The 18,270-nt window shown below is 69.0% G+C and carries 18 protein-coding genes and 1 pseudogene; 13 read left to right on the top strand and 6 right to left on the bottom strand.

From position 1 onward, the window contains the following. Nucleotides 1–264 precede the first annotated feature (264 nt). A complete protein-coding gene (locus tag ACZ6QO_RS28005) occupies nucleotides 265–1,476 on the bottom strand; it encodes an ROK family protein (protein WP_465854741.1) in 1,212 nt (403 codons plus the stop codon). A gap of 328 nt (nucleotides 1,477–1,804) precedes the next feature. Here ACZ6QO_RS28005 and ACZ6QO_RS28000 point away from each other — a divergent pair, with 328 nt between their 5' ends. The 4 genes from ACZ6QO_RS28000 to ACZ6QO_RS27985 all read left to right on the top strand — a co-directional run bounded on the left by ACZ6QO_RS28000 (nucleotide 1,805) and on the right by ACZ6QO_RS27985 (nucleotide 7,153). Further along, nucleotides 1,805–3,511 carry an extracellular solute-binding protein gene (locus tag ACZ6QO_RS28000; protein WP_465854739.1) on the top strand — a complete coding sequence of 569 codons (1,707 nt, stop codon included), beginning with the start codon at nucleotides 1,805–1,807 and terminating at the stop codon, nucleotides 3,509–3,511. A 150-nt stretch (nucleotides 3,512–3,661) separates the two neighbouring features. Beyond that, nucleotides 3,662–4,612, top strand: coding sequence for an ABC transporter permease (locus tag ACZ6QO_RS27995; RefSeq protein ID WP_465854833.1), 951 nt, complete (start codon nucleotides 3,662–3,664; stop codon nucleotides 4,610–4,612). Next, on the top strand, nucleotides 4,609–5,514 hold the full coding sequence (locus ACZ6QO_RS27990; protein WP_465854737.1) for a carbohydrate ABC transporter permease: 906 nt from the start codon (nucleotides 4,609–4,611) through the stop codon (nucleotides 5,512–5,514). Before ACZ6QO_RS27995 ends, ACZ6QO_RS27990 begins: the two co-directional genes overlap by 4 nt. Before the next feature lie 10 nt (nucleotides 5,515–5,524). Further along, nucleotides 5,525–7,153, top strand: a complete 1,629-nt coding sequence (locus tag ACZ6QO_RS27985; RefSeq protein ID WP_465854735.1) for an alkaline phosphatase family protein — start codon at nucleotides 5,525–5,527, stop codon at nucleotides 7,151–7,153. Nucleotides 7,154–7,228: 75 nt separating this feature from the next. Here the strand turns inward: ACZ6QO_RS27985 and ACZ6QO_RS27980 are convergent, their stop codons facing one another. After that, nucleotides 7,229–7,480: a hypothetical protein gene (locus tag ACZ6QO_RS27980; RefSeq protein ID WP_465854733.1), complete on the bottom strand. Its 252-nt coding sequence runs from the start codon at nucleotides 7,478–7,480 to the stop codon at nucleotides 7,229–7,231. A 311-nt stretch (nucleotides 7,481–7,791) separates the two neighbouring features. Here ACZ6QO_RS27980 and ACZ6QO_RS27975 point away from each other — a divergent pair, with 311 nt between their 5' ends. After that, nucleotides 7,792–9,831, top strand: a complete 2,040-nt coding sequence (locus ACZ6QO_RS27975; protein WP_465854731.1) for a serine/threonine protein kinase — start codon at nucleotides 7,792–7,794, stop codon at nucleotides 9,829–9,831. Nucleotides 9,832–9,835: 4 nt separating this feature from the next. After that, a complete protein-coding gene (locus ACZ6QO_RS27970; protein ID WP_465854729.1) occupies nucleotides 9,836–11,947 on the top strand; it encodes a serine/threonine protein kinase in 2,112 nt (703 codons plus the stop codon). A gap of 66 nt (nucleotides 11,948–12,013) precedes the next feature. On the opposite strand, the gene ACZ6QO_RS27965 is transcribed toward ACZ6QO_RS27970, so the two are convergent. Together ACZ6QO_RS27965 and ACZ6QO_RS27960 are read right to left on the bottom strand one after the other, a co-directional pair. Beyond that, the gene (locus tag ACZ6QO_RS27965) at nucleotides 12,014–12,214 is read right to left on the bottom strand and encodes a DUF397 domain-containing protein (protein WP_465854727.1); all 201 of its coding nucleotides are present in this window, start codon (nucleotides 12,212–12,214) and stop codon (nucleotides 12,014–12,016) included. Then, nucleotides 12,205–13,035: a helix-turn-helix domain-containing protein gene (locus ACZ6QO_RS27960; protein ID WP_465854725.1), complete on the bottom strand. Its 831-nt coding sequence runs from the start codon at nucleotides 13,033–13,035 to the stop codon at nucleotides 12,205–12,207. Before ACZ6QO_RS27960 ends, ACZ6QO_RS27965 begins: the two co-directional genes overlap by 10 nt. A gap of 236 nt (nucleotides 13,036–13,271) precedes the next feature. On the opposite strand from ACZ6QO_RS27960, the gene ACZ6QO_RS27955 reads away from it, so the two are divergent. The 4 genes and pseudogenes from ACZ6QO_RS27955 to ACZ6QO_RS27940 all read left to right on the top strand — a co-directional run bounded on the left by ACZ6QO_RS27955 (nucleotide 13,272) and on the right by ACZ6QO_RS27940 (nucleotide 14,501). Next, nucleotides 13,272–13,727, top strand: coding sequence for an ATP-binding protein (locus ACZ6QO_RS27955; protein ID WP_465854723.1), 456 nt, complete (start codon nucleotides 13,272–13,274; stop codon nucleotides 13,725–13,727). A 133-nt stretch (nucleotides 13,728–13,860) separates the two neighbouring features. Next, nucleotides 13,861–13,941: pseudogene (locus ACZ6QO_RS27950) on the top strand (hypothetical protein); the annotation flags it as partial. A 139-nt stretch (nucleotides 13,942–14,080) separates the two neighbouring features. Then, complete coding sequence (locus ACZ6QO_RS27945; RefSeq protein WP_465854845.1) at nucleotides 14,081–14,266, top strand: hypothetical protein; 186 nt, start codon at nucleotides 14,081–14,083, stop codon at nucleotides 14,264–14,266. 19 nt (nucleotides 14,267–14,285) lie between these two features. Continuing rightward, nucleotides 14,286–14,501: a PIN domain-containing protein gene (locus tag ACZ6QO_RS27940; RefSeq protein WP_465854831.1), complete on the top strand. Its 216-nt coding sequence runs from the start codon at nucleotides 14,286–14,288 to the stop codon at nucleotides 14,499–14,501. Nucleotides 14,502–14,547: 46 nt separating this feature from the next. Here ACZ6QO_RS27940 and ACZ6QO_RS27935 read toward each other — a convergent pair whose 3' ends face one another. Beyond that, the gene (locus ACZ6QO_RS27935) at nucleotides 14,548–14,991 is read right to left on the bottom strand and encodes a MarR family winged helix-turn-helix transcriptional regulator (protein WP_465854721.1); all 444 of its coding nucleotides are present in this window, start codon (nucleotides 14,989–14,991) and stop codon (nucleotides 14,548–14,550) included. A gap of 117 nt (nucleotides 14,992–15,108) precedes the next feature. On the opposite strand from ACZ6QO_RS27935, the gene ACZ6QO_RS27930 reads away from it, so the two are divergent. From ACZ6QO_RS27930 to ACZ6QO_RS27920, 3 genes are all read left to right on the top strand, one after another. Then, nucleotides 15,109–15,954 carry an NAD-dependent epimerase/dehydratase family protein gene (locus ACZ6QO_RS27930; protein ID WP_465854719.1) on the top strand — a complete coding sequence of 282 codons (846 nt, stop codon included), beginning with the start codon at nucleotides 15,109–15,111 and terminating at the stop codon, nucleotides 15,952–15,954. Nucleotides 15,955–16,368: 414 nt separating this feature from the next. Then, on the top strand, nucleotides 16,369–16,668 hold the full coding sequence (locus tag ACZ6QO_RS27925) for a nucleotidyltransferase family protein (protein WP_465854717.1): 300 nt from the start codon (nucleotides 16,369–16,371) through the stop codon (nucleotides 16,666–16,668). Next, nucleotides 16,658–17,044: a HepT-like ribonuclease domain-containing protein gene (locus ACZ6QO_RS27920; protein ID WP_465854716.1), complete on the top strand. Its 387-nt coding sequence runs from the start codon at nucleotides 16,658–16,660 to the stop codon at nucleotides 17,042–17,044. Before ACZ6QO_RS27925 ends, ACZ6QO_RS27920 begins: the two co-directional genes overlap by 11 nt. 250 nt (nucleotides 17,045–17,294) lie before the next feature. Here ACZ6QO_RS27920 and ACZ6QO_RS27915 read toward each other — a convergent pair whose 3' ends face one another. Further along, a complete protein-coding gene (locus tag ACZ6QO_RS27915; protein WP_465854714.1) occupies nucleotides 17,295–18,158 on the bottom strand; it encodes an alpha/beta hydrolase in 864 nt (287 codons plus the stop codon). Between the last annotated feature and the right edge of the window lie 112 nt (nucleotides 18,159–18,270).

The following is an 18,270-nucleotide window of genomic DNA, read 5'->3' as shown; positions in this document are numbered from 1 at the left end:
GGTGCGTTTCGAAGCGCTTCGACGCCGAGCGTCTCTGGTGGTCGAAGCGCTTCGACATGATCGAAGTGAGCGGGAGTTTCGAAGCGCTTCGACGGTGTATACGAAGATTTCAACAGTGTTACATCCGGGGTTCTCCTGAAGAGTGCCGCTTTACGGCCTTCGGGTCAAGAGCCCTTTACTGACTTCCGCTGCACACCACCGCAAACCACCGCAAATGTCCGCAAGCCGGGTGCAACTGGTGCAGGCGTGCCGACACCGGCGCGGTCAGATCTGGGCGGGGAGGCGTCCGGAGTCGATGGAGTCGAGCAGGCGGGCGGCCGCGCCCAGCGCCGCCGCCCCGTGGCCGAGGGTGGAGGCGACCAGGGCGGTGCCGCCGGCGTCCGGGGCGAAGCTGCGGCGGGCGAACTCCTCGCGCGCGGCGGGCAGCACCCACGGCGCGAGGGCGATGTAGTACCCGCCGAGGACGACCACGTCGGGGTTGAGCACGTTGGCGATGATCGCCACGCCCTTGCCGAGCTCGCCGCCGATGGTGGCGAGCAGGTCGAGGATGCCGGGATCGTCGCGGCGGGCCAGCCGCACGACCTCCTCGATCTCGGGCTCCAGCTCGGCGGGCGCGGCGTCGGGAGCGGTGCGCTGGAGCACGGCCGCCATCCCCGCGACCGCCTCCAGGCAGCCCCTGCGGCCGCAGCGGCACTCGGCGCCCGACGGGTCGATCTGGATGTGGCCGATCTCCCCCGCGAAGCCCTGGCCGCCCCGGCGCGGCCGGCCGTCCATGATGACGCCCGCGCCGACGCCGGCCGCACCGGTCAGGTAGACCAGGTTGGCCGCGCCGCCGTGCGGGCCGAAGCGGTGCTCGGCGAGCGCGGCGAGGTTGGCGTCGTTGTCGACCAGCACGGGGAAGCCGGGGTCGCGCAGGGCCTTGGCCAGGTCGCCGGACAGGTCGACATCGCGCCAGCCCAGGTTGGGCGCGATGCGCACCGAGCCGTTCAGGTCGACCAGGCCCGGCACCGCCACGGTCAGGCCGAGCACCTGGCGGGCCTCCTTGCCCATGCGGCCGAGCACCCGCCGGGCGAGCGCGGCGACCGCCGCGACGGCCTGGTTGGGGGTGGCGGCGGCCCCGGGGAACGACCGGCGCCACGACAGCAGCTCGGTGCCCGCCAGGTCGACGGCGACGGCGGTCAGGTAGTCGACGTTCACCTCGATGCCGATGGCGGCGTAGGGGGAGCCGTCCAGCACGAGCATGGTCGCCGGCCTGCCGACGCGGTTCTCGGTGAGGCCGGTCTCGCGCAGCAGCCGCCGGTCGATGAGGTCGGCGACCAGGCTCGACACCGTGGCCTTGTTGAGCCCGGTGGAGGCGGCGATGTCGGCCCGGGAGCAGGGCGCGTTCTCCCGCACGAACCGCAGCACGACCGCGAGGTTGGTGGCCCTGACATCGGCGAAGTCCGCCGGTTGAGGCCCGGTGTGCGTGTTGATCAAAATCAGCCCCGTTCCCGCTGAGCCCCGGTGGGCCCATCATGCCGCATCGTCGAGCCGCCGGTCATACCTCGCCCTTGTGCTTCTCGCCGCACGCCCCGCCGCGCCGGTTCCGCCGATCCGTGACCGGCGTCGCGGGCCGCCGCGCGGACGGAGCCTTGTGGCCTCCGTGAGCCTGGACTAATTTGTTTGGTCATCAGCCGAACTAACTCTACCCCGGAGCCCGCCACTCCCGACACCCTTGACCGGCCGCACACCTGGCACGACCGAAGGAGCCCGCGATGACACCCCCCGCACCAACCGCCGCCCGTCCCTGCGAAGGGAGCACCCGGTGACACCTCCCCACGATGGCCCGGCCACCGGAGCCGACCCCAGCCGCCGGGGCTTCCTCGGCCTGGTCGGCCTCGGCGCCGCCTCGCTCGCCGGCGGCGGCCTGCTGGCCGGCTGCTCGACCCCTTCGGGGCGCAGGCCGGGCGGCGGCGGCGCCACCGCCGCCGCGGCCGACAAGCTGAAGACCCTCACCCCGTCCTACGTGCCGTTCCAGGGCGTGCAGCCGGACATCCCCGGCACCCGCTCGACGCTCCCCGGCGTGCCCGACATCGGCGGCGGCTTCCTGAACTACCCGGCCGGCCTGGCCGACGCGGTGCCCGGCACGGCCGGCAAGGGCGGCAGCTACAAGGCCATGACGCCGCTGTGGGGCCCTCCCCCGCCCGGCCTGTCGGAGAACGCCTACTTCCAGGCGTGCAACGCCGACATCGGCGCGACCGTCGAGTTCCAGATCGCCGACGGCAACACCTACGCCGACAAGGCGACCGCCCGGCTCGCCGCGGGCGACATCCCCGAGCTGATGGTCGTCCCCCAGTGGGAGATCGAGAAGATGGCCGACTTCAACGTGGCCGTCGACAAGGCGTTCGAGGACCTCACCCCCTACCTGCAGGGCGACAAGGTCAAGGCCTACCCGATGCTGGCCAACCTGCCCACCGCGGCGTGGGCCTTCTCGGTGTTCAACGGCAAGCTGATGGGCGTGCCGTTCCCGACCGAGCCGTTCCCCCTCGCCCTGCTGTACCGCAAGGACATCTTCGACCGGCACTCCGACTGGGCCCTGCCCAAGAGCGCCGACGAGCTGTTCGACCTGGGCAAGACCATCACCGACGCCAGGGCCAAGCGCTGGGCGTTCGGCGACGTCCACGAGATGGTGTGGCCCATCTTCAGGGTGCCGCAGGAGTGGCGGTACGAGGGCGGCAAGCTGATCTACAAGTACGAGACGCCCGAGTTCGAGGCGAGCCTCGCCTTCATGCGCAAGATGTTCGACGCCGAGCTCATCCACCCGACCCTCGCCAGCAGGGGCGCCAACGAGAAGGACCTGTTCGCCTCCGGCCAGATCGTCATCTACCGCGACGGCCTCGGCGCCTGGAAGGAACTGCTGGCGCAGCACCGGGGCAAGAACCCCGACTTCGCCATCGGCGCGGTGCCGGCGTTCTCCCACGACGGCGGCAGGCCGATCCTGTACCACAACAACCCCGCGGGGATCTTCACCTTCGTCAGGAAGGGCCTGGGCAAGGACAGGATCGCCGAGCTGCTGTCCATCCTGAACTGGTGCTCCGCGCCGTTCGGCAGCAAGGAGTACGAGCTGGCCACCTACGGCGTGGAGGGCAAGCACTACACCAGGGACGCCAAGGGCGTGCCGCAGCTCAACGACCTCGGGCGCAAGGAGGCCCAGCCGTCCTACGTCTTCCTCGGCGGACGGCCGATCGTCGCCGACTTCGTGGCCTATCCCGACGCGGTGCGGGCCAGCGTCGAATGGCAGAACCAGTCGTTCCAGTACATCGAGAAGACCCCGCTCGACGGCATCCGCCACCAGCGGCCGTCCCGCATGGCGGGCCTGCAGCTCCCCACCGAGGACAAGTTCACCGACATCATGCGCGGGCGGCGGCCGGTGAGCGACGTCAAGCAGATCGTCGCCGAGTGGCGGCGCGACGGCGGGGACGAGGCGCGCGAGTTCTACATGAAGGTCCTGCGGGACAACGGCCGTGCGTAGCCCTCGCGCACGCGGCCCGCGGCATGGCGCCCCACGGCGGCCAGAGTGCTGAGGAAGGCCACAAGGACCGGCCCGGCGGGTGACCTGACCTCACCCGCCGAGACCGGCATCACTAACAATGTCCGCAAAACCACCTTCAAGGCAAGCGGGATCAGCAGGAAAGCAGGCAAGTCCAGCGGAAATCCGGCCAGAAGACCCGTGCTGAGCCGGCTGCGGCGCGACTGGCCGCTGCTGCTGATGACGTTTCCCGCGGCGGGACTGCTGCTGCTGTTCCACTACGTGCCGCTGCTCGGGAACGTCATCGCCTTCCAGGACTACTCGCCCTACGTGGGCATCAAGGACAGCCCGTTCATCGGCCTGAGCAACTTCCAGTGGCTGCTGCAGGACGAGAGCTTCTGGGACGCGACGCTGAACACGTTGAGCATCACGACGTTCCAGCTGGTCTTCTACTTCCCCGTGCCGATCGCGCTGGCCATCCTGCTCGACAGCGTCGTGCGGCCCCGCCTGCGGCTGATCATCCAGAGCATCGTCTACATGCCGCACTTCTTCTCGTGGGTGCTGGTCGTGACGCTGTTCCAGCAGATGCTCGGCGGGGCCGGGCTGGTCTCGCAGATCCTGCGCGACCACGGCCACCAGGGCGTCGACCTGATGACCAATCCCGACACCTTCCTGGTGCTGGTCACCGCGCAGGCCGTCTGGAAGGACGCGGGGTGGGGCACGATCATCTTCCTCGCGGCGCTGGCGGCCATCGACCAGAACCTGTACGAGGCGGCGGCGGTGGACGGCGCGAGCCGCTGGAAGCGCGTCTGGCACATCACGCTGCCCGGCCTGCGCCCGGTGGTCATCCTGCTGCTCATCCTGCGGCTGGGCGACGCGCTCAACGTCGGGTTCGAGCAGTTCTTCCTCCAGCGCGACGCGGTGGGCAGGGACGCGGCCGAGGTGCTGGACACCTTCGTTTACTGGCGCACGCTCACCACCGGCGAATGGAGCTACGGAGCGGCGGCGGGGCTGGTCAAGGGCCTGGTCGGGCTGCTGCTCATCCTCGTGGCCAACAAGGTGGCCCACCGTTTCGGCGAGCAGGGGATCTACAAACGATCATGACGACGACCACTTCGCGCCCGGCCTGGGACGAGCCGCCCAGCCTCGCCGGACGTCTGACGAAGAACCTCGCGCTCACGCTGATCGCCGCCGCCGTCGTGTTCCCGGTCTACATGGTGGTGCTCACCAGCCTGTCCACCCAGGAGACGGTGACCAGGGCCGGCGGCCTGGTCTCCGTCCCCGGCGAGCTCTCACTGGCCGCCTACCGGGAGCTGTTCGCCGGCGGGGTGGTGACGCGGGCCGTGGTGATCAGCCTGGCGGTCACCGGCGTCGGCACGGCGATCAGCCTGACCGTGACCGTGCTCGCCGCGTACGGGCTGTCGCGCCCCGGCTCGCTGCTCCACCGGCCGCTGCTGTTCATGATCTTGCTGACGTTCCTGTTCGGGCCGGGGCTCATCCCGAACTATCTGCTGGTCAGTTCGCTCGGGCTCATCGACAGCTACTGGTCGCTGATCCTGCCGTCGGCGGTCACCGCGTTCAACCTGGTGGTCATGCGGGCGTTCTTCATGAACATCCCCGGCGAGATGACCGACAGCGCGCGGGTCGACGGCGCCGGCGAGTTCCGCATCCTGTGGCGCATCGTGCTGCCGGTCTCCAAGGGCGTCGTCGCGGTGATCGGCCTGTTCTACGCGGTCGGCTACTGGAACTCGTTCTTCAACGCCGTCCTGTACCTGAACGACAACGCCAAGTGGCCGCTCCAGGTGGTCCTGCGGCAGTACGTCCTGCAGGGCCAGTCGCTGGTGGTCGGCCAGACCAGCGACACCATCACCGGCCAGCCCCTGCCGCCCAGCCTGGCCATCCAGATGTCGATCGTGACGGTCGCGCTCGTCCCGGTGCTGTTCATTTACCCGTTCGTCCAACGCCACTTCACCAAGGGAGTCATCATCGGCGCGGTCAAGGGGTGATGATGGGCGGATGCGAGCGAGAAGCAGATCGGTGACGGCCCTCGGCGCGTGCGCACTGCTGGCGGCGGTGTCGCTGCCGGCCTGCGCGGACGTGGCCGGCGGCGGCCACGCGGGCGCCGCGCCGCACGTGATCGGCGGTCACCGCCACCTGGTGGTCATCTACGAGGAGAACCACAGCTTCGACAACCTCTACGGCGGCTGGGGCCCGGTGGGCGGCCGGCGGGTCGAGGGCCTCGACGCGGCCGGGGCCCGGGCACGGCAGGTCGCGCAGGACGGCACCCCCTACCGCTGCCTGGCCCAGAACGACGTCAACCTGACCGCCCCGCCGCTGGCGGCCACCTGCCGGGACGCCGCGCACGGCGTCCCGGCGGGCCACTTCGCCAACCGGCCGTTCACCATCGACGACTACATCCGCCCCGGCGACAGGACATGCCCGGCTCCGGGCGTCTCCGCCCCCGACGGCGTGCCGGAGGGCGGCCCGGGGGCCGAGCCCGGCGGCTGCACGCGCGACCTGGTCCACCGCTTCTACCAGGAGCAGTACCAGATCCACGGCGGCAGGCAGGACCGCTACGTGACCGGCAGCGACGCCGTCGGCCTCACCATGGGCGTCTACGACACCCGGCGGCTGCCGATCTGGAAGTACCTGCACTCGGCCGGCGCGCCCAAGTACGTGGTCGCCGACCACTTCTTCCAGGGCGCGTTCGGCGGCTCGTTCCTCAACCACCAGTGGCTGATCGCGGGCCGCGCGCCCGTCGACACCAGCGCGGGGCCCGGCGGCGCGAACCAGGCGCTGCACTCGGTGATCGACGCCGAGGGGTTCCCCAACGCCGGCTACCCGCTGTACAGGCCGAAGACGGCGGTCAAGGACGCTCAGCTCACCCAGGCGTGCGGGCCGTCGGCCAACCCCGCGTTCGCCTGCGGCGACTACGCGGTCAACACCATCCAGCCGGCCGTCGCGCCGCACGGCGACGGAGCGCGGCTGCCGCTCATCGACGACGCGAAGTATCCCAACATCGGCGACCGGCTGACCGCCAAGGGGGTGAGCTGGGCCTGGTACTCCGGCGGCTGGGACGCCGCCGAGGCGGGGCGCCCCGGCCCGCTGTTCCAGTACCACCACCAGCCGTTCAACTACTTCGCCGCGTACGCTCCCGGAAAGCCGGGGCGCGCGCACCTGAAGGACGAGACCGCGTTCCTGGCCGCGGCCAGGAACGGGACGCTCCCCACCGTCAGCTTCGTCAAGCCGTACGGCGCCGAGAACGAGCACCCTGGCTACGCCAGCGAACCGGACGGCAGCGACCATCTGGTCGACCTGCTCAAGACCGTCCTGAGCGGACCGCAGGCCAAGGACACGCTGGTGGTGGTCACCTACGACGAGAACGGCGGCCAGTGGGACCACCTGCCGCCGCCCGGCGAGGGCAGCGCCACGCGTGGCGCGTTCGACCGGTTCGGGCCGGGCACCCGCATCCCCGCGCTGGTCATCGGCCGGTCGCTGCGGCGCTCCGGCGTGGACCACACGGTCTACGACACCACCTCGATCCTGGCCACCATCGAACGGGGGCTGAGGCTCGCGCCGGTGGGCGTCCGGGACGCCAAGGCCAACGACCTGAGCGGAGCCCTCCGCGTGGCGGGCTCCCTCTGACGTGCGCTGACGGGCCCGCCGTCGCCGGAGGCGGGCCCGAGGGCGGCCGCGGGCGGCCGTCACCGGGTCACCGGGTCACCGGGAGGAGGCGGCTCCGATGTGGTCGACCAGGTCCGAGACGCCCTTCTCCCGCGCGCAGTGGGCGCAGCAGTACCAATGGCCGCTCGCCTCGACGCCGTGACCGATGATGCGGCAGCCGCAGTGCTCGCACATCGGCGCCATGCCTTGGATCGCGCACTCGAAGCAGTCATAGGTGTGCACACCGCCCATGGCGTGCACCTCGAAGCTCATCTCATAATCATTACCGCATACTTCGCATCTAGCCATGATCTTCCTTTCGAGTCGGCTTTATCCCGAAGTACCCAGAAAGTGCGACGAAGTCCGCAAAGCCGGTTGTTTCGGTACGCACCCTTGAAGAGTCCTGGGAGAGCCGGACACCCGCATAGATCATCGTCCGGGACGGTCGTCCGGCTCGCGTCTTCCGTCACCACAGCGCACATTCCGGCGCATCCCACTGGCCGCTCAAGCGTGAGAGGCTGTCGAAAGCCCGGCAAAAGCGATGAGAACCTCCCGGCCGTCGCTTGCCGTACGCATAATTGACGATCTACCGACGGACTTTTCCTAAGGAGAATCCCGACATGCCGGAGGCTTCGCCCCTCCTCACGGATGATCCAAGCGAGTTAGGCGGCTACCACATCGTCGGCCGGCTCGGCGAAGGGAGTAAGAGCACGGTCTACCTCGCGAAACGAGCGGGCGAGGAGCACGTCGCGGTCAAACTGCTGCACGACGACCTCACCGGCGCCGATCGGTTCCTCGCCAAGGTCGAGGAGTTGCGGCAGGTCTCGGCCTTCTGCACCGCGCAGGTCATCGAGACCGGCATGGCCGGCGACCGCCCGTACGTCGTCAGCGAGTACATCGACGGGCCCACCCTCAAGCAGGCCGTCGAGGACGACGGCCCGCTGCGCGGCCCGGCGCTGCACCGGCTCGCCATCGGCACGATGACCGCGCTCGTCGCCATCCACCAGGCCGGCATCGCCCACCGCGAGCTCAACCCGCGCAGCGTCCTGCTCGGCCCGGACGGGCCCAGAGTGATCGACTTCGGCATCGCCGAGGCCCTGGACGCCGGGGTGTCCAGCACCACGCGCTCGGTCGGCAGCCCGGCGTACCTCACGCCCGAGCAGCTCGACGGCGCCCCCGTCGGCCCCGCGTCCGACATGTTCGCCTGGGGCGCGACCATGCTCTTCGCCGCGTCCGGTCGCGACCCGTTCGACGCCGGCAGCATGTCGGCCACGATCAACAGGATCCTGCGCGACGAGCCCGACCTGAGCGTCCTGGAAGGCGATCTGCTCAGCCTGGTCGGCGAGTGCCTGTCCAAGGACCCCTCGCGCCGGCCCGCGGCCGGGGAGGCCCTGCTCCGCCTGGTCGGACACTCGCAGATCCTGGCCACCGCCGACGCCGGCCCCGCGGCCCCCGCCGCGCAGGACGCGGCCCCCTGGGCGCCCGGCGACCTGCGCGCGGCCCCGCCGCCCGACCCGGCGTCCCGCGTGACGCTGCCGCCGCCGGGACGGACCGGCCGCCGCGGCCGGACGGCGCTGCTCGTGGCCGGCGCCCTCGCCATCGCGCTCGCCTCCGGGGGCGCGGTGTACCTGCTGACGCCCAAGACCACGACGGTGGCTGCGCCCGTGGCCCAGCCGACCCCGACGCCCGTGCCCGCCCCGTCGGCCTCGATCATCGAGGCCTCCCCCAGCCCGCCGCCGCCGGCCACCAAGAAGATCGTCCTTCCCGACCTGAAGACCGCGCTGCACGAGAACCCGGCGGACCCCTTCCAGCTCAACGCCTATTTCCTCCAGGACATCAAGGGCAAGCGGCTGCGGAGCTACGTCCGCGACCCCGGCACCGACACCTTCCGCAAGATCGCCGAGAACGCCGACTTCGGCGACCCGGCCCTGTCACCGGACGGCAAGTGGACGGCGCTCAACCCGTGGCTGAAGTTCGCGGCGTCCAGCTACGACTACATCGTCTTCCAGAACCGCACGACCGGTGAGAAGTTCTCCATCGACACGCTCAAACAGCCACTGCGCGGGCTGTCGGGCGTCTGGAGCAGAGACAGCAAGCGCTTCCTGCTGACCTTCTACGACTTCGACCTGAAGAAGAAGACCCAGTACCCCGCCGGGTTCGTGGTGGTGGACGTCGCCGCCCGCAAGGCCACCATCGTCAAGACCGACGACCAGCGGGACGGGTACGGCAACTTCGACTGGAGCCCCGACGGCGCCTACGTCGTCGGCGCGTACGAGAAGGAGAAGCCGAGATTCGGCCTGCGCTTCCGCGACCTGAACGGCAACGTCGTGCGCACGCTGCCGTGGGTGGGCCAGATCCCCGGTCCGGGCATCTTCTCCCCCTCCGGCGCCTCCTTCTACACCTACTGCCCGTCCGTCAAGGGGCCCGCCACCATCTGCGTGTGGAACCTCGCCTCCGGCAACCGCACGGCCACCATCCCGGCGTGGGACGACCTCTCCGTGCACGGCTGGTGGGACGAGCACCACCTGGTCGTCTACGACCAGCGCAAGGACGACAAGAAGTACGTCGTCCTCGATTTCCACGGGAAGGTGAAGCGGACGCTGGTCGATGTCCCGAAGAAGGACACCAAGCTGGGTTCCTTCCGGTTCGGGTGGAAGTAGGACCGTGACCTTCACCGCTCCCCTGCGCCCCGGCGACCCGTCGCGCGTGGGCGACTACGAGCTCACCGGCCGCATCGGTGAAGGCGGCCAGGGCTCGGTCTTCCTCGGCACGGCCCCCTCCGGCGAACGGGTCGCCGTCAAGATGCTGCGCCACGGCCTGGCGGGCTCGACCGGAGAGGTGTCCGCGCCGGAACGGTTCCAGCGCGAGACCGAGATCCTGCGGCGGGTCGCGCCGTTCTGCACGGCCCAGGTCGTCGAGAGCGGCACCGCGGACGGCCGGCCGTACATCGTCAGCGAGTACATCGACGGTCCCACCCTCCAGCAGGTCGTCGACGGCGAAGGGCCGCTGCGCGACACCCGGCTGCGGCGGCTCGCCGTCGGCACCATGACCGCGCTCGCCGCCATCCACCGCGCCGGAGTGGTGCACCGCGACTTCAAGCCGAGCAACGTGCTGCTCGGGCGGGACGGCCCTCGGGTGATCGACTTCGGCATCGCGCGGGCGCTGGACACCTCCGCCACCGGCTCGGGCGTCGTCGGCACGCCACCGTACATGGCCCCCGAGCAGTTGGAGGACGCCTCGGTGGAGCCGCCGGCCGACCTGTTCGCCTGGGGCTCGACGATGGTGTTCGCCGCGACCGGGCGGCCGCCGTTCGGCATGGACTCCCTCCCGGCGGTCGTCAACCGCATCCTGCACCGCGAACCCGACCTCGGCGACCTCCATGGCGACCTGCGGGAGCTGATCGCCGACTGCCTGTCCAAGGACCCGGCGCGGCGTCCCACCGCCAGGGGCGCGCTGATGCGCCTGCTCGGCGCGCGGGAACGGCCCGCGGGCACCGACCTGCTCTCCGCCGGCTCGGCCGTCGCCGCGGGCGCCGGCGGACCCGGCACCGGCAACGGTTCCGGCACTGCCTCAGGCGCCGCGACGCCCGCCGCCGCCTCCGTGCCCGGCGCGGCACCCGCCTTCGGGCCTGGCGCGACACCCCCGTCCACGCCCACCCTCAACGACGTCACCACGGTGCCCGGCGGCGGCGCCGCCAGGCGCCTGCGGGCGCTCTGGGTGGCGGCGGGGGCAGTGGCGCTCGGGCTGACCTCGGCGGCCGTGGTGTACGGGCTGACCCGGCACGACGTCGCCGGCCCGGCCACCGCGTCGCCGCGGACGACCGCCGGACCGGCCAGGCCCGTCGCGGAGGTCACCGCCGCTCCGGCTGCGAAGACCGTCGACGTGCGGCTGCCTGGCGTCAAGACCACGCTGCACGAGAACGCCACGGACCCGGTGCGCCTGACGACGTACATGTACACCAGCCGCAAGGAGTCGAAGGTCTACCAGCGGGACCCGGAGTCCGGCCGTTTCGAGTCCGAGGCCCCCTTCCAGGAGCCCCTCACCTCCCCCGACGGCAGGTGGACCGCCGTGGTGCCCTGGCTGAAGGACTCCATCCCCGGGACGACCGACTTCGTCCGGCTGATCGAGCGGGGCACCGACCGGCAGTTCGTCGTCCAGTTGACCGAGAAGCGGCTGCAGAACTTCAACGCCTTCTGGTCGTCCGACGCCCGCAGGCTGCTGCTGACGACCTTCGAGCCGACTCCCGAGGGAAGGAAGCCCGTCGGCTTCGCCATCGTGGACGTCGCCGCCGCCAAGGCCACCCTCGTCACCGCCGACGCCCAAGGAGGCATCGGCGCGCCGTTCGTGTGGGCGCCGGGCGAGACCACCGTCGCGCAGTACTACGGAACCGGCCCGAAGGCCGGGCTACGCTTCTTCGACCTGCGCGGGAAGACCGTCCGCACCATCCCTGGAACCGGGGAGGCGTACGGAACCGAGAGCCCCATCTCTCCGGCCGGGAAGTCATTCCTCACTACCTGCCCGGACGTCTACGCGACCATGTGCGTGTGGGACCTCGCCACCGGCCGCCGTCGCGCGTCCTTCTCGGTGCCGAAGACCTTCACCACCATCGGCTGGTTCAACGACGCCCACGTCATGTACCACGACAAGACGAAGAACCCCCAGCAGATCGTGGTGGTCGACCTGAAGGGCAAGGTGAAGCGCGTCCTCGCCGACATCCCCGCGAGCGAGGTCAACGGCGAACCGGGCCGGACGACCCACCGCTTCACCCGCCGCTGACCCTCGCTACGCGCAGCCCCAGGTCACCCGCGCAGGCGCCTGGGGCTCGGACCATCCATCCCGGCGTCAGCGGCCGAACGTTTCGCCTCTCACGCCGCCGAGGAACGCCCGCCACTCGTCGGCGCCGCAGACCAGCACGGGCCCATGAGGATCCTTCGAGTCCCGGACCGCCACAACGCCGACCAACCCGCCGGCCACCTCGACACACTCACCGCCGTCCCCGCCCGACCATGTCGACTTCCGCCAACGCGCTCCGCTCAGGTCCATTTCTGCTTCACCACTTCCTCGATGATCTGGCAGGACAGGTGCTGCGGATAAGCGTCCGCCCGGACGGCGTCATAGCGATCGATGATCTCGGTGATCGTGCTTCTGTCGGTTATCGTCCGCCCTCGGGGTTGGGACTCCACTCGCACCGTATACGCGTTTCCCCGCATTTCGGCAATGGCGTAGGCACCGATCAGGCCGGATAGGGCCTCCGCGCTATAAGGGACGATCTGGATGGTGACCCTCGGGCGACGCGCCATCTCCACCAGGTATTCGAGTTGTTCGCGCATGATCTCAGGACCGCCGACGGGGCGGTGGAGAACGCCCTCGTCGATCAGGCACATGACAGCGGGAGGATCGGTGCGCGAGAAGATCGACCTGCGCTGCATACGGCCGGCGAGACGCTCCTCTATCTGCTCACCGGTGAGGCCGGGCTCCCGCTCGAAGATCCGCCGGGCGAAGGCCTCGGTCTGGAGAATGCCGGGAATGAGGAGAGGCGACCACAGCCGCAATGCGGTGGCTCTCTGCTCTTCTATCGCCCAGTCGCGGAAGTGGGCGGGGACGGGGGGTGGCGGCGGCCAGACCTCGGCGTAGAGGCGGGCCATGACGCCGTCCAGGCCGAAGACCTGGTCGCAGAGCTGGGCGAAGTGCTCCGACGGCCGGAACTTGGACGTCTCCACCATCGCGACGGCGCTGGTGGAGAACCCGATGCGCCGGGCCAGTTGCTTCTGGGTGAGGCGCGCCGCCAGCCGGTGGCGGCGCAGCTCGTACGCGAACCGCGCGCGCGGCGACTCCTCGGGGTCGATGTCGATCATCTTGGTCATGAGGTCCCCTCGCGACACCTGGCCAGACCGGACTCATCGACGTCAGAACAACTCTGAAGTCATTCCGTAGTCAATTTGCTACCAAGCGTAACGCGATGACTCCAGGCTGGGGGCGAGAAATGGCGACTCCGTGGACGCATCCGGAAAGCGGCACGTATCGCAATGTGCCACCCGACTCACGATGACCGTCCGAGCGACCGGAACGAGCCGGCACGCTCGGCGAATGCGAGGATTCCATGACCACCGGCACGACAAGACGACGGCAGTACCTGGAACTCCTGGCACACCCCACGGCGGTGTCCCAGGCGCGGCGTCACGTCCGTGGCGTGCTGTCGGATTGGCACAGGCGCGACCTGATCGACACGGCCGAACTGCTCATCTCCGAGCTGACCACCAACGCGATCAAGGCCAGTCAGGAGCTCACCCGGCACGGCGGACCGGCCCACGGCAGCGTCCAGATCATCTGGGTGGACCTCCACCGGCAGGACACCCGAGTGATTCTGGAAGTCTGGGACGCCGATCGCACGCCCCCCGTCATGAGATCGCCCGAGCCGGACGACGAAGGCGGCCGCGGCCTGCGCCTCGTGAACGCCCTCGCGACCACCTGGGGCCACCGGTACCCCCCAACCGGCGGCAAGATCACCTGGTGCACCCTCCACGGCGAGGCGCCGGCCACGGTTCGCCCTGCATGATTTCTTGAACCGCCATCACAGAGTGGATCTGATCAATTACCTTTCGTTGACATGATATTTACTACGGACGGTCACCGGATGGACGCGTATTGCTCGGTAGACTCCAGGCGATCCCCCGAGGCTCAGTAGCACGATGGCGAAGATAGCGATCAATGTGGACGATGCGGTCCTTGCCGCGGCCATGGAGATGTACCACACGTCAAGCCAGGAAGAAGCGGTCAACGCCCTCCTGCTGGAGGCGACCGCAGACCAGCGCCGAAGGGCGGACGCCTTCGACCGGTTCGCGGAGCCGGCGGAATCAGGTGCACTCGACCTGGAGTGGCTGATGGACAAGAGAAACTACCGAGGCGGCCATGCCCCGGTATCTGATCGACACCAGTGCGCTTGCGCGTCTGGAACGACAGAAGGATCTCCGGGAGAAGTGGCAGGAGACGCTGAGAAGCGGCCAGATCGGCCTGTGCCCGATCATCGAACTGGAACTGCTGCTTAGTGCCAGGTCCTTTCGCCGACAGAACGTCGGCGCTCGGCAAATCGCATGACGAGTACTACTGGATCCCGATGCCGGACCGCACCTTCCAGCGGGCGGCCGACATCCAGGAGTTGCTGACAAAACAAGGACAGCACCGGTGTGCCAGCCCGGTGGATCTGCTGGTGGCGGCGACCGCGGAGCTCAGCGGGCTGACCGTCCTGCACTACGACCGCGACTACGAGACCATCGCGAAGGTCACCGGGCAACCGGTGAAGTGGCTGGCGCCGCCAGGATCTTTGGTGTGACCGGCCGTTGGCAGAAGCTCGTTGGAGGCGCTACCCGGCCGGCCGTTCAGGTGGCTTCTGGGTGTAGCTGCGTGGACAGCTGATGGAGCGTCTTCAGGTCGGCGTGCGACAGCTTCGAAAGGACGGCGGGCGGCTGGTAGAAGCGGTCGAGAAGCTGCGTTCGCAGCTCCCTGCCACGACGACTCAGAACGACGACCTTCACGCGTCTGTCGCTCTCGTGGGCTTGGCGCTCGACCAGACCTTGCTTCTCCAGCCGGTCGACGATCCAGGTGACGGTCGAGGCGTCGCAACGCCACATGTCGGCCAGCGCGCGCATCGGCTCACGGCGGCCCGGGACCAGTCGCATGAGCGCCTTGAGGTCTCCGGGGCTTACGCCGAGGTCGGCGACAGACTCCAGGTGGCGCTCGTGTTCGTCCAGGAAGAACTTGTACAGCGCTTTCCAGATCTCGGACTTGAGCTGTTCGTCCTGATCAGGACCGCGTCGTTCCATGGCGGCCATGGTACGTCCCTCGCACGGATCAGAATATTGGATTGATCAAAAGGTTTGATACATCCAAGCTTCTGCTATCGTCGAGCCGACAGTGGATCCAGCTTCAGGAGTCCCGCCATGACCATCCTGGTGACCGGCGCGACCGGTCGAGTCGGCAGCCGGTTCGTCCCTCGCCTGCTCCAACAGGCAGAGTCCGTCCGCGTACTTGTCCGTGACCCGGTTCGGGCCGAGGTCCTAGGCCGGCTCGGCGCCCAGATCGTCGTCGGCGACCTGCGTGACACCGGCACGCCGGACAAGGCCCTCAAGGGCGTCGACGCGGTCGTTCACCTGGGTGCGGCGTTTCGCGGCGTCTCCGATGAGGAGGCGGTCACGGTCAACCACACCGCGACGGTCGAGTTGGCCGAGTCCGCCCTTCGAGCCGGCGTCACCCGGTTCGTCTATGCCAGTACCACCCTGGTCTACGGCCCTGGCCACGGTCGTCCGGCGTCAGAGGGGGACCAGCCTGCTCCGCCCGGACGGGCCTATCCGAGGAGCAAGGCGGCGGCCGAAAGGGCTCTCCTGCGACTTCACCAAGCCGAGGGGTTGCCGCTGCGCATCGCCCGTTTGGCGTTCGTCTACGGCGAGGGCGATCCACATCTGGCCGAATCGCTGTTGTGGGCACGTGACTGGCCACTGCACAAGCGCCTGCATCTGGTGCACCACGCCGACGTCGGCCAAGCCCTGCTACGAGCCGTCCAGGCGAACGGGGTGGACGGCGAGATGTTCAACGTCGCCGATGACGCGCCTGTCAGCGCCCTTGAACTACTCAACCTCAACCGTGAACCGATCGCCGAGGAGGCGGCGAGCCGGACACTCGACGATCCCTGGGAAGGCATCGCCGACACCGCCAAGATCCGCCGCGAGCTCGGCTTCCGGCCCATCTATCCCACCGTCTACACCGCCAAAGACGCCGGGGCCCTGTGAACCCGCCGCCCCACACGCACCGCGACTCCCGGCCGGCCCCAAGCACCGCTTGACCGCCAGAGGGCTCGGCGACGGCGGCGCCGCTTCGCCGTACCCCGTCACGCCCGCCGGCCAACACGGTCAGCCATGAATCCATTACTATGAGTTGACATCGGTTAGACGACCGAACCCGAGGGGTGAGTTGTGGAAGACATGGATTCACCGGCACATGGCGATGCTTTCGAAGCCGCTTGGCGGAAGCTGGGCAGGATCGCCGAATCAGGAGTCTGGGATCGGATGGCGGACAAGAGCGCGTATCGCGGAGGCAATCCTTTCGCCGACCGGCCGAGGCGCCACGGCGTTGGAGTCGTGGACTCACAGACACGCCAAGCTTGTGACCGCAGTCCGGAGAGTCCCCTTTGGCACAATGAGAGCATGACCCTGGAGGACCTTGAGAGGTTCCGCCCTGCCATCGCAGAGCTGTGCACCAAGTACGGCGTGGTCGAACTCACCGTGTTCGGATCTACCGCCCGAGGCGAAGCCGGCCCGGACAGTGACGTCGACCTGCTCTACGTGCGCGGTCCTCATACGGTGAGGGGGTTGGCTTTCTTCGGCCTTCAAGAGGAATTGGAGTCGCTGCTGGGCCACCCAGTGGATCTGGTGTCCAAGGACGGCCTGCACTGGGCCATCCGTGACCGGGTGCTCGGCGACGCCGAGGTTCTGTATGCCGCGTGATCCTCATCGCGACCCGCTGTATCTCGCGGACATCGTAGAGGCCGCCAGGACCGTGAAACGGTGGCTGGACGACAGGGGGCATGAGTGGGGCGACGACGAAATACTACGCAATGCCGTTCTCAGACAACTGATGGTCGTTGGAGAAGCGGCAGCGTGTCTAGGCGATGACGTCCGTGATCAGCTTCCGGAGATCCCCTGGCGGCAGATCCGCGGCTTCCGCAACCAGGCGGTTCATGCTTACTTCAGCTTGGACTGGCTGATCATTTGGGAGGTCGCGGACACCAACCTCCCTGACCTCGAACGACACGTGCTGGCATTGCTTCAGAAAGAATTCCCCGACGTGGCGGAGAGGTTTGGTACGGACTCCGAGCTGTAGCTTTTGCAGCACGCTCATGCGGCGAGAGGCTTCCAGAGGTTCGTCCGTATGATGGGGGCCCGCTGACAGTTCAGCAAGAGTGCCGACGCTGACGACCATCTCGTCCGGCAGTCCGGCGGCTGGAGTGTCCCGAAGTGGACAACGACGTTCGTGTCAATGAAGTGCTGCGTGACTGCGACTGCTCATGAGCCGGCCGCACGGCGTCCACGGACCGTCTGGTAAGAGGGGTGGATGGGCTTTGACCTGGGGGTTAGGGGAGGAGGATGGGGAGGGCTTCTTGGAGGGAGCGGGTCCAGTAGGGCCAGGTGTGGGTGCCGTTGCCGTAGAAGTCCTTGGTCATGGTGAGGCGTGCCTTCTCGGCGGCCTTGGCGAAGTTCTCGTTCTGGCGGAGGATGCCGGCCTCGATGCCGTCGTGGACGCCCTGGCCGGGGTCGAGGGGGCCGGGCTCGCCGTTGCCGCTGGAGAGGTACAAGCGGACGCCTTTGAGGCGGGCGGCCTGGTCGGCGGGGTTGTACGCGGGCCAGGCGCCCGGGTCGCCCCAGACGTCCTCGGTGCTCTGGCCGTACTGCTCGAAGAAGGCGCGGTAGCCGGGCACGTCCTCGCGGATGTCCAGCACGCCCGAGAGCGAGGCGGCGGCCTCGAACATGCCGGGGTGGCGGGCCGCGTAGCCGAACGCGCCGAAGCCGCCCATGGAGAACCCCACGATGGCCCGGCGCTTCCCGACGCCGTATCTCGGCTCGACCAGGGCGGGCACCTCTGAGGTGTGGAAGGTCTCCCAGGCGGGGCCGTTGCGCCAGTCGGTGTACCAGCCCATGATGCCGCCCTCCGGGACGATGACGACGGCGTCGAGGCCGGCGGTCATGGCCTTGACCTCGCCGCTCGCGAGCCAGTCCCATCCGCCGCCCGCGCAGCAGCCGTGCAGCATGTACAGCGCCCGCCAGCCGGTGGAGCCCTTCTTCCAGGCCGCCGGTCGCACCACCCACACCGAGCGCCGGCCGCCGGTGGCGGCGGACTCGATGGTGAGCTTGTCGGTCCGCTCGTCCACGACCTCGGTCGACACCACCGTGGCCGGCTTGCCGGGTTTCTTGGAGGCCGCTCCAGGCGGGGAGGCCATGGCCGTTTCCTGCGAGCCGGTCTGCTTCGTACCGCCCTGGCAGGCGGATAAGACGCCGCATAAGGCGAACGCGATGACAAGACGACTACGGTTCACATTGAGCTTCTTCGCA

The organism is Sphaerisporangium sp. NPDC049457, assembly GCF_055586705.1.
The sequence above is the reverse complement of the archived record's forward strand: the minus strand, read 5'-3'. Positions and strand labels throughout refer to the sequence as shown.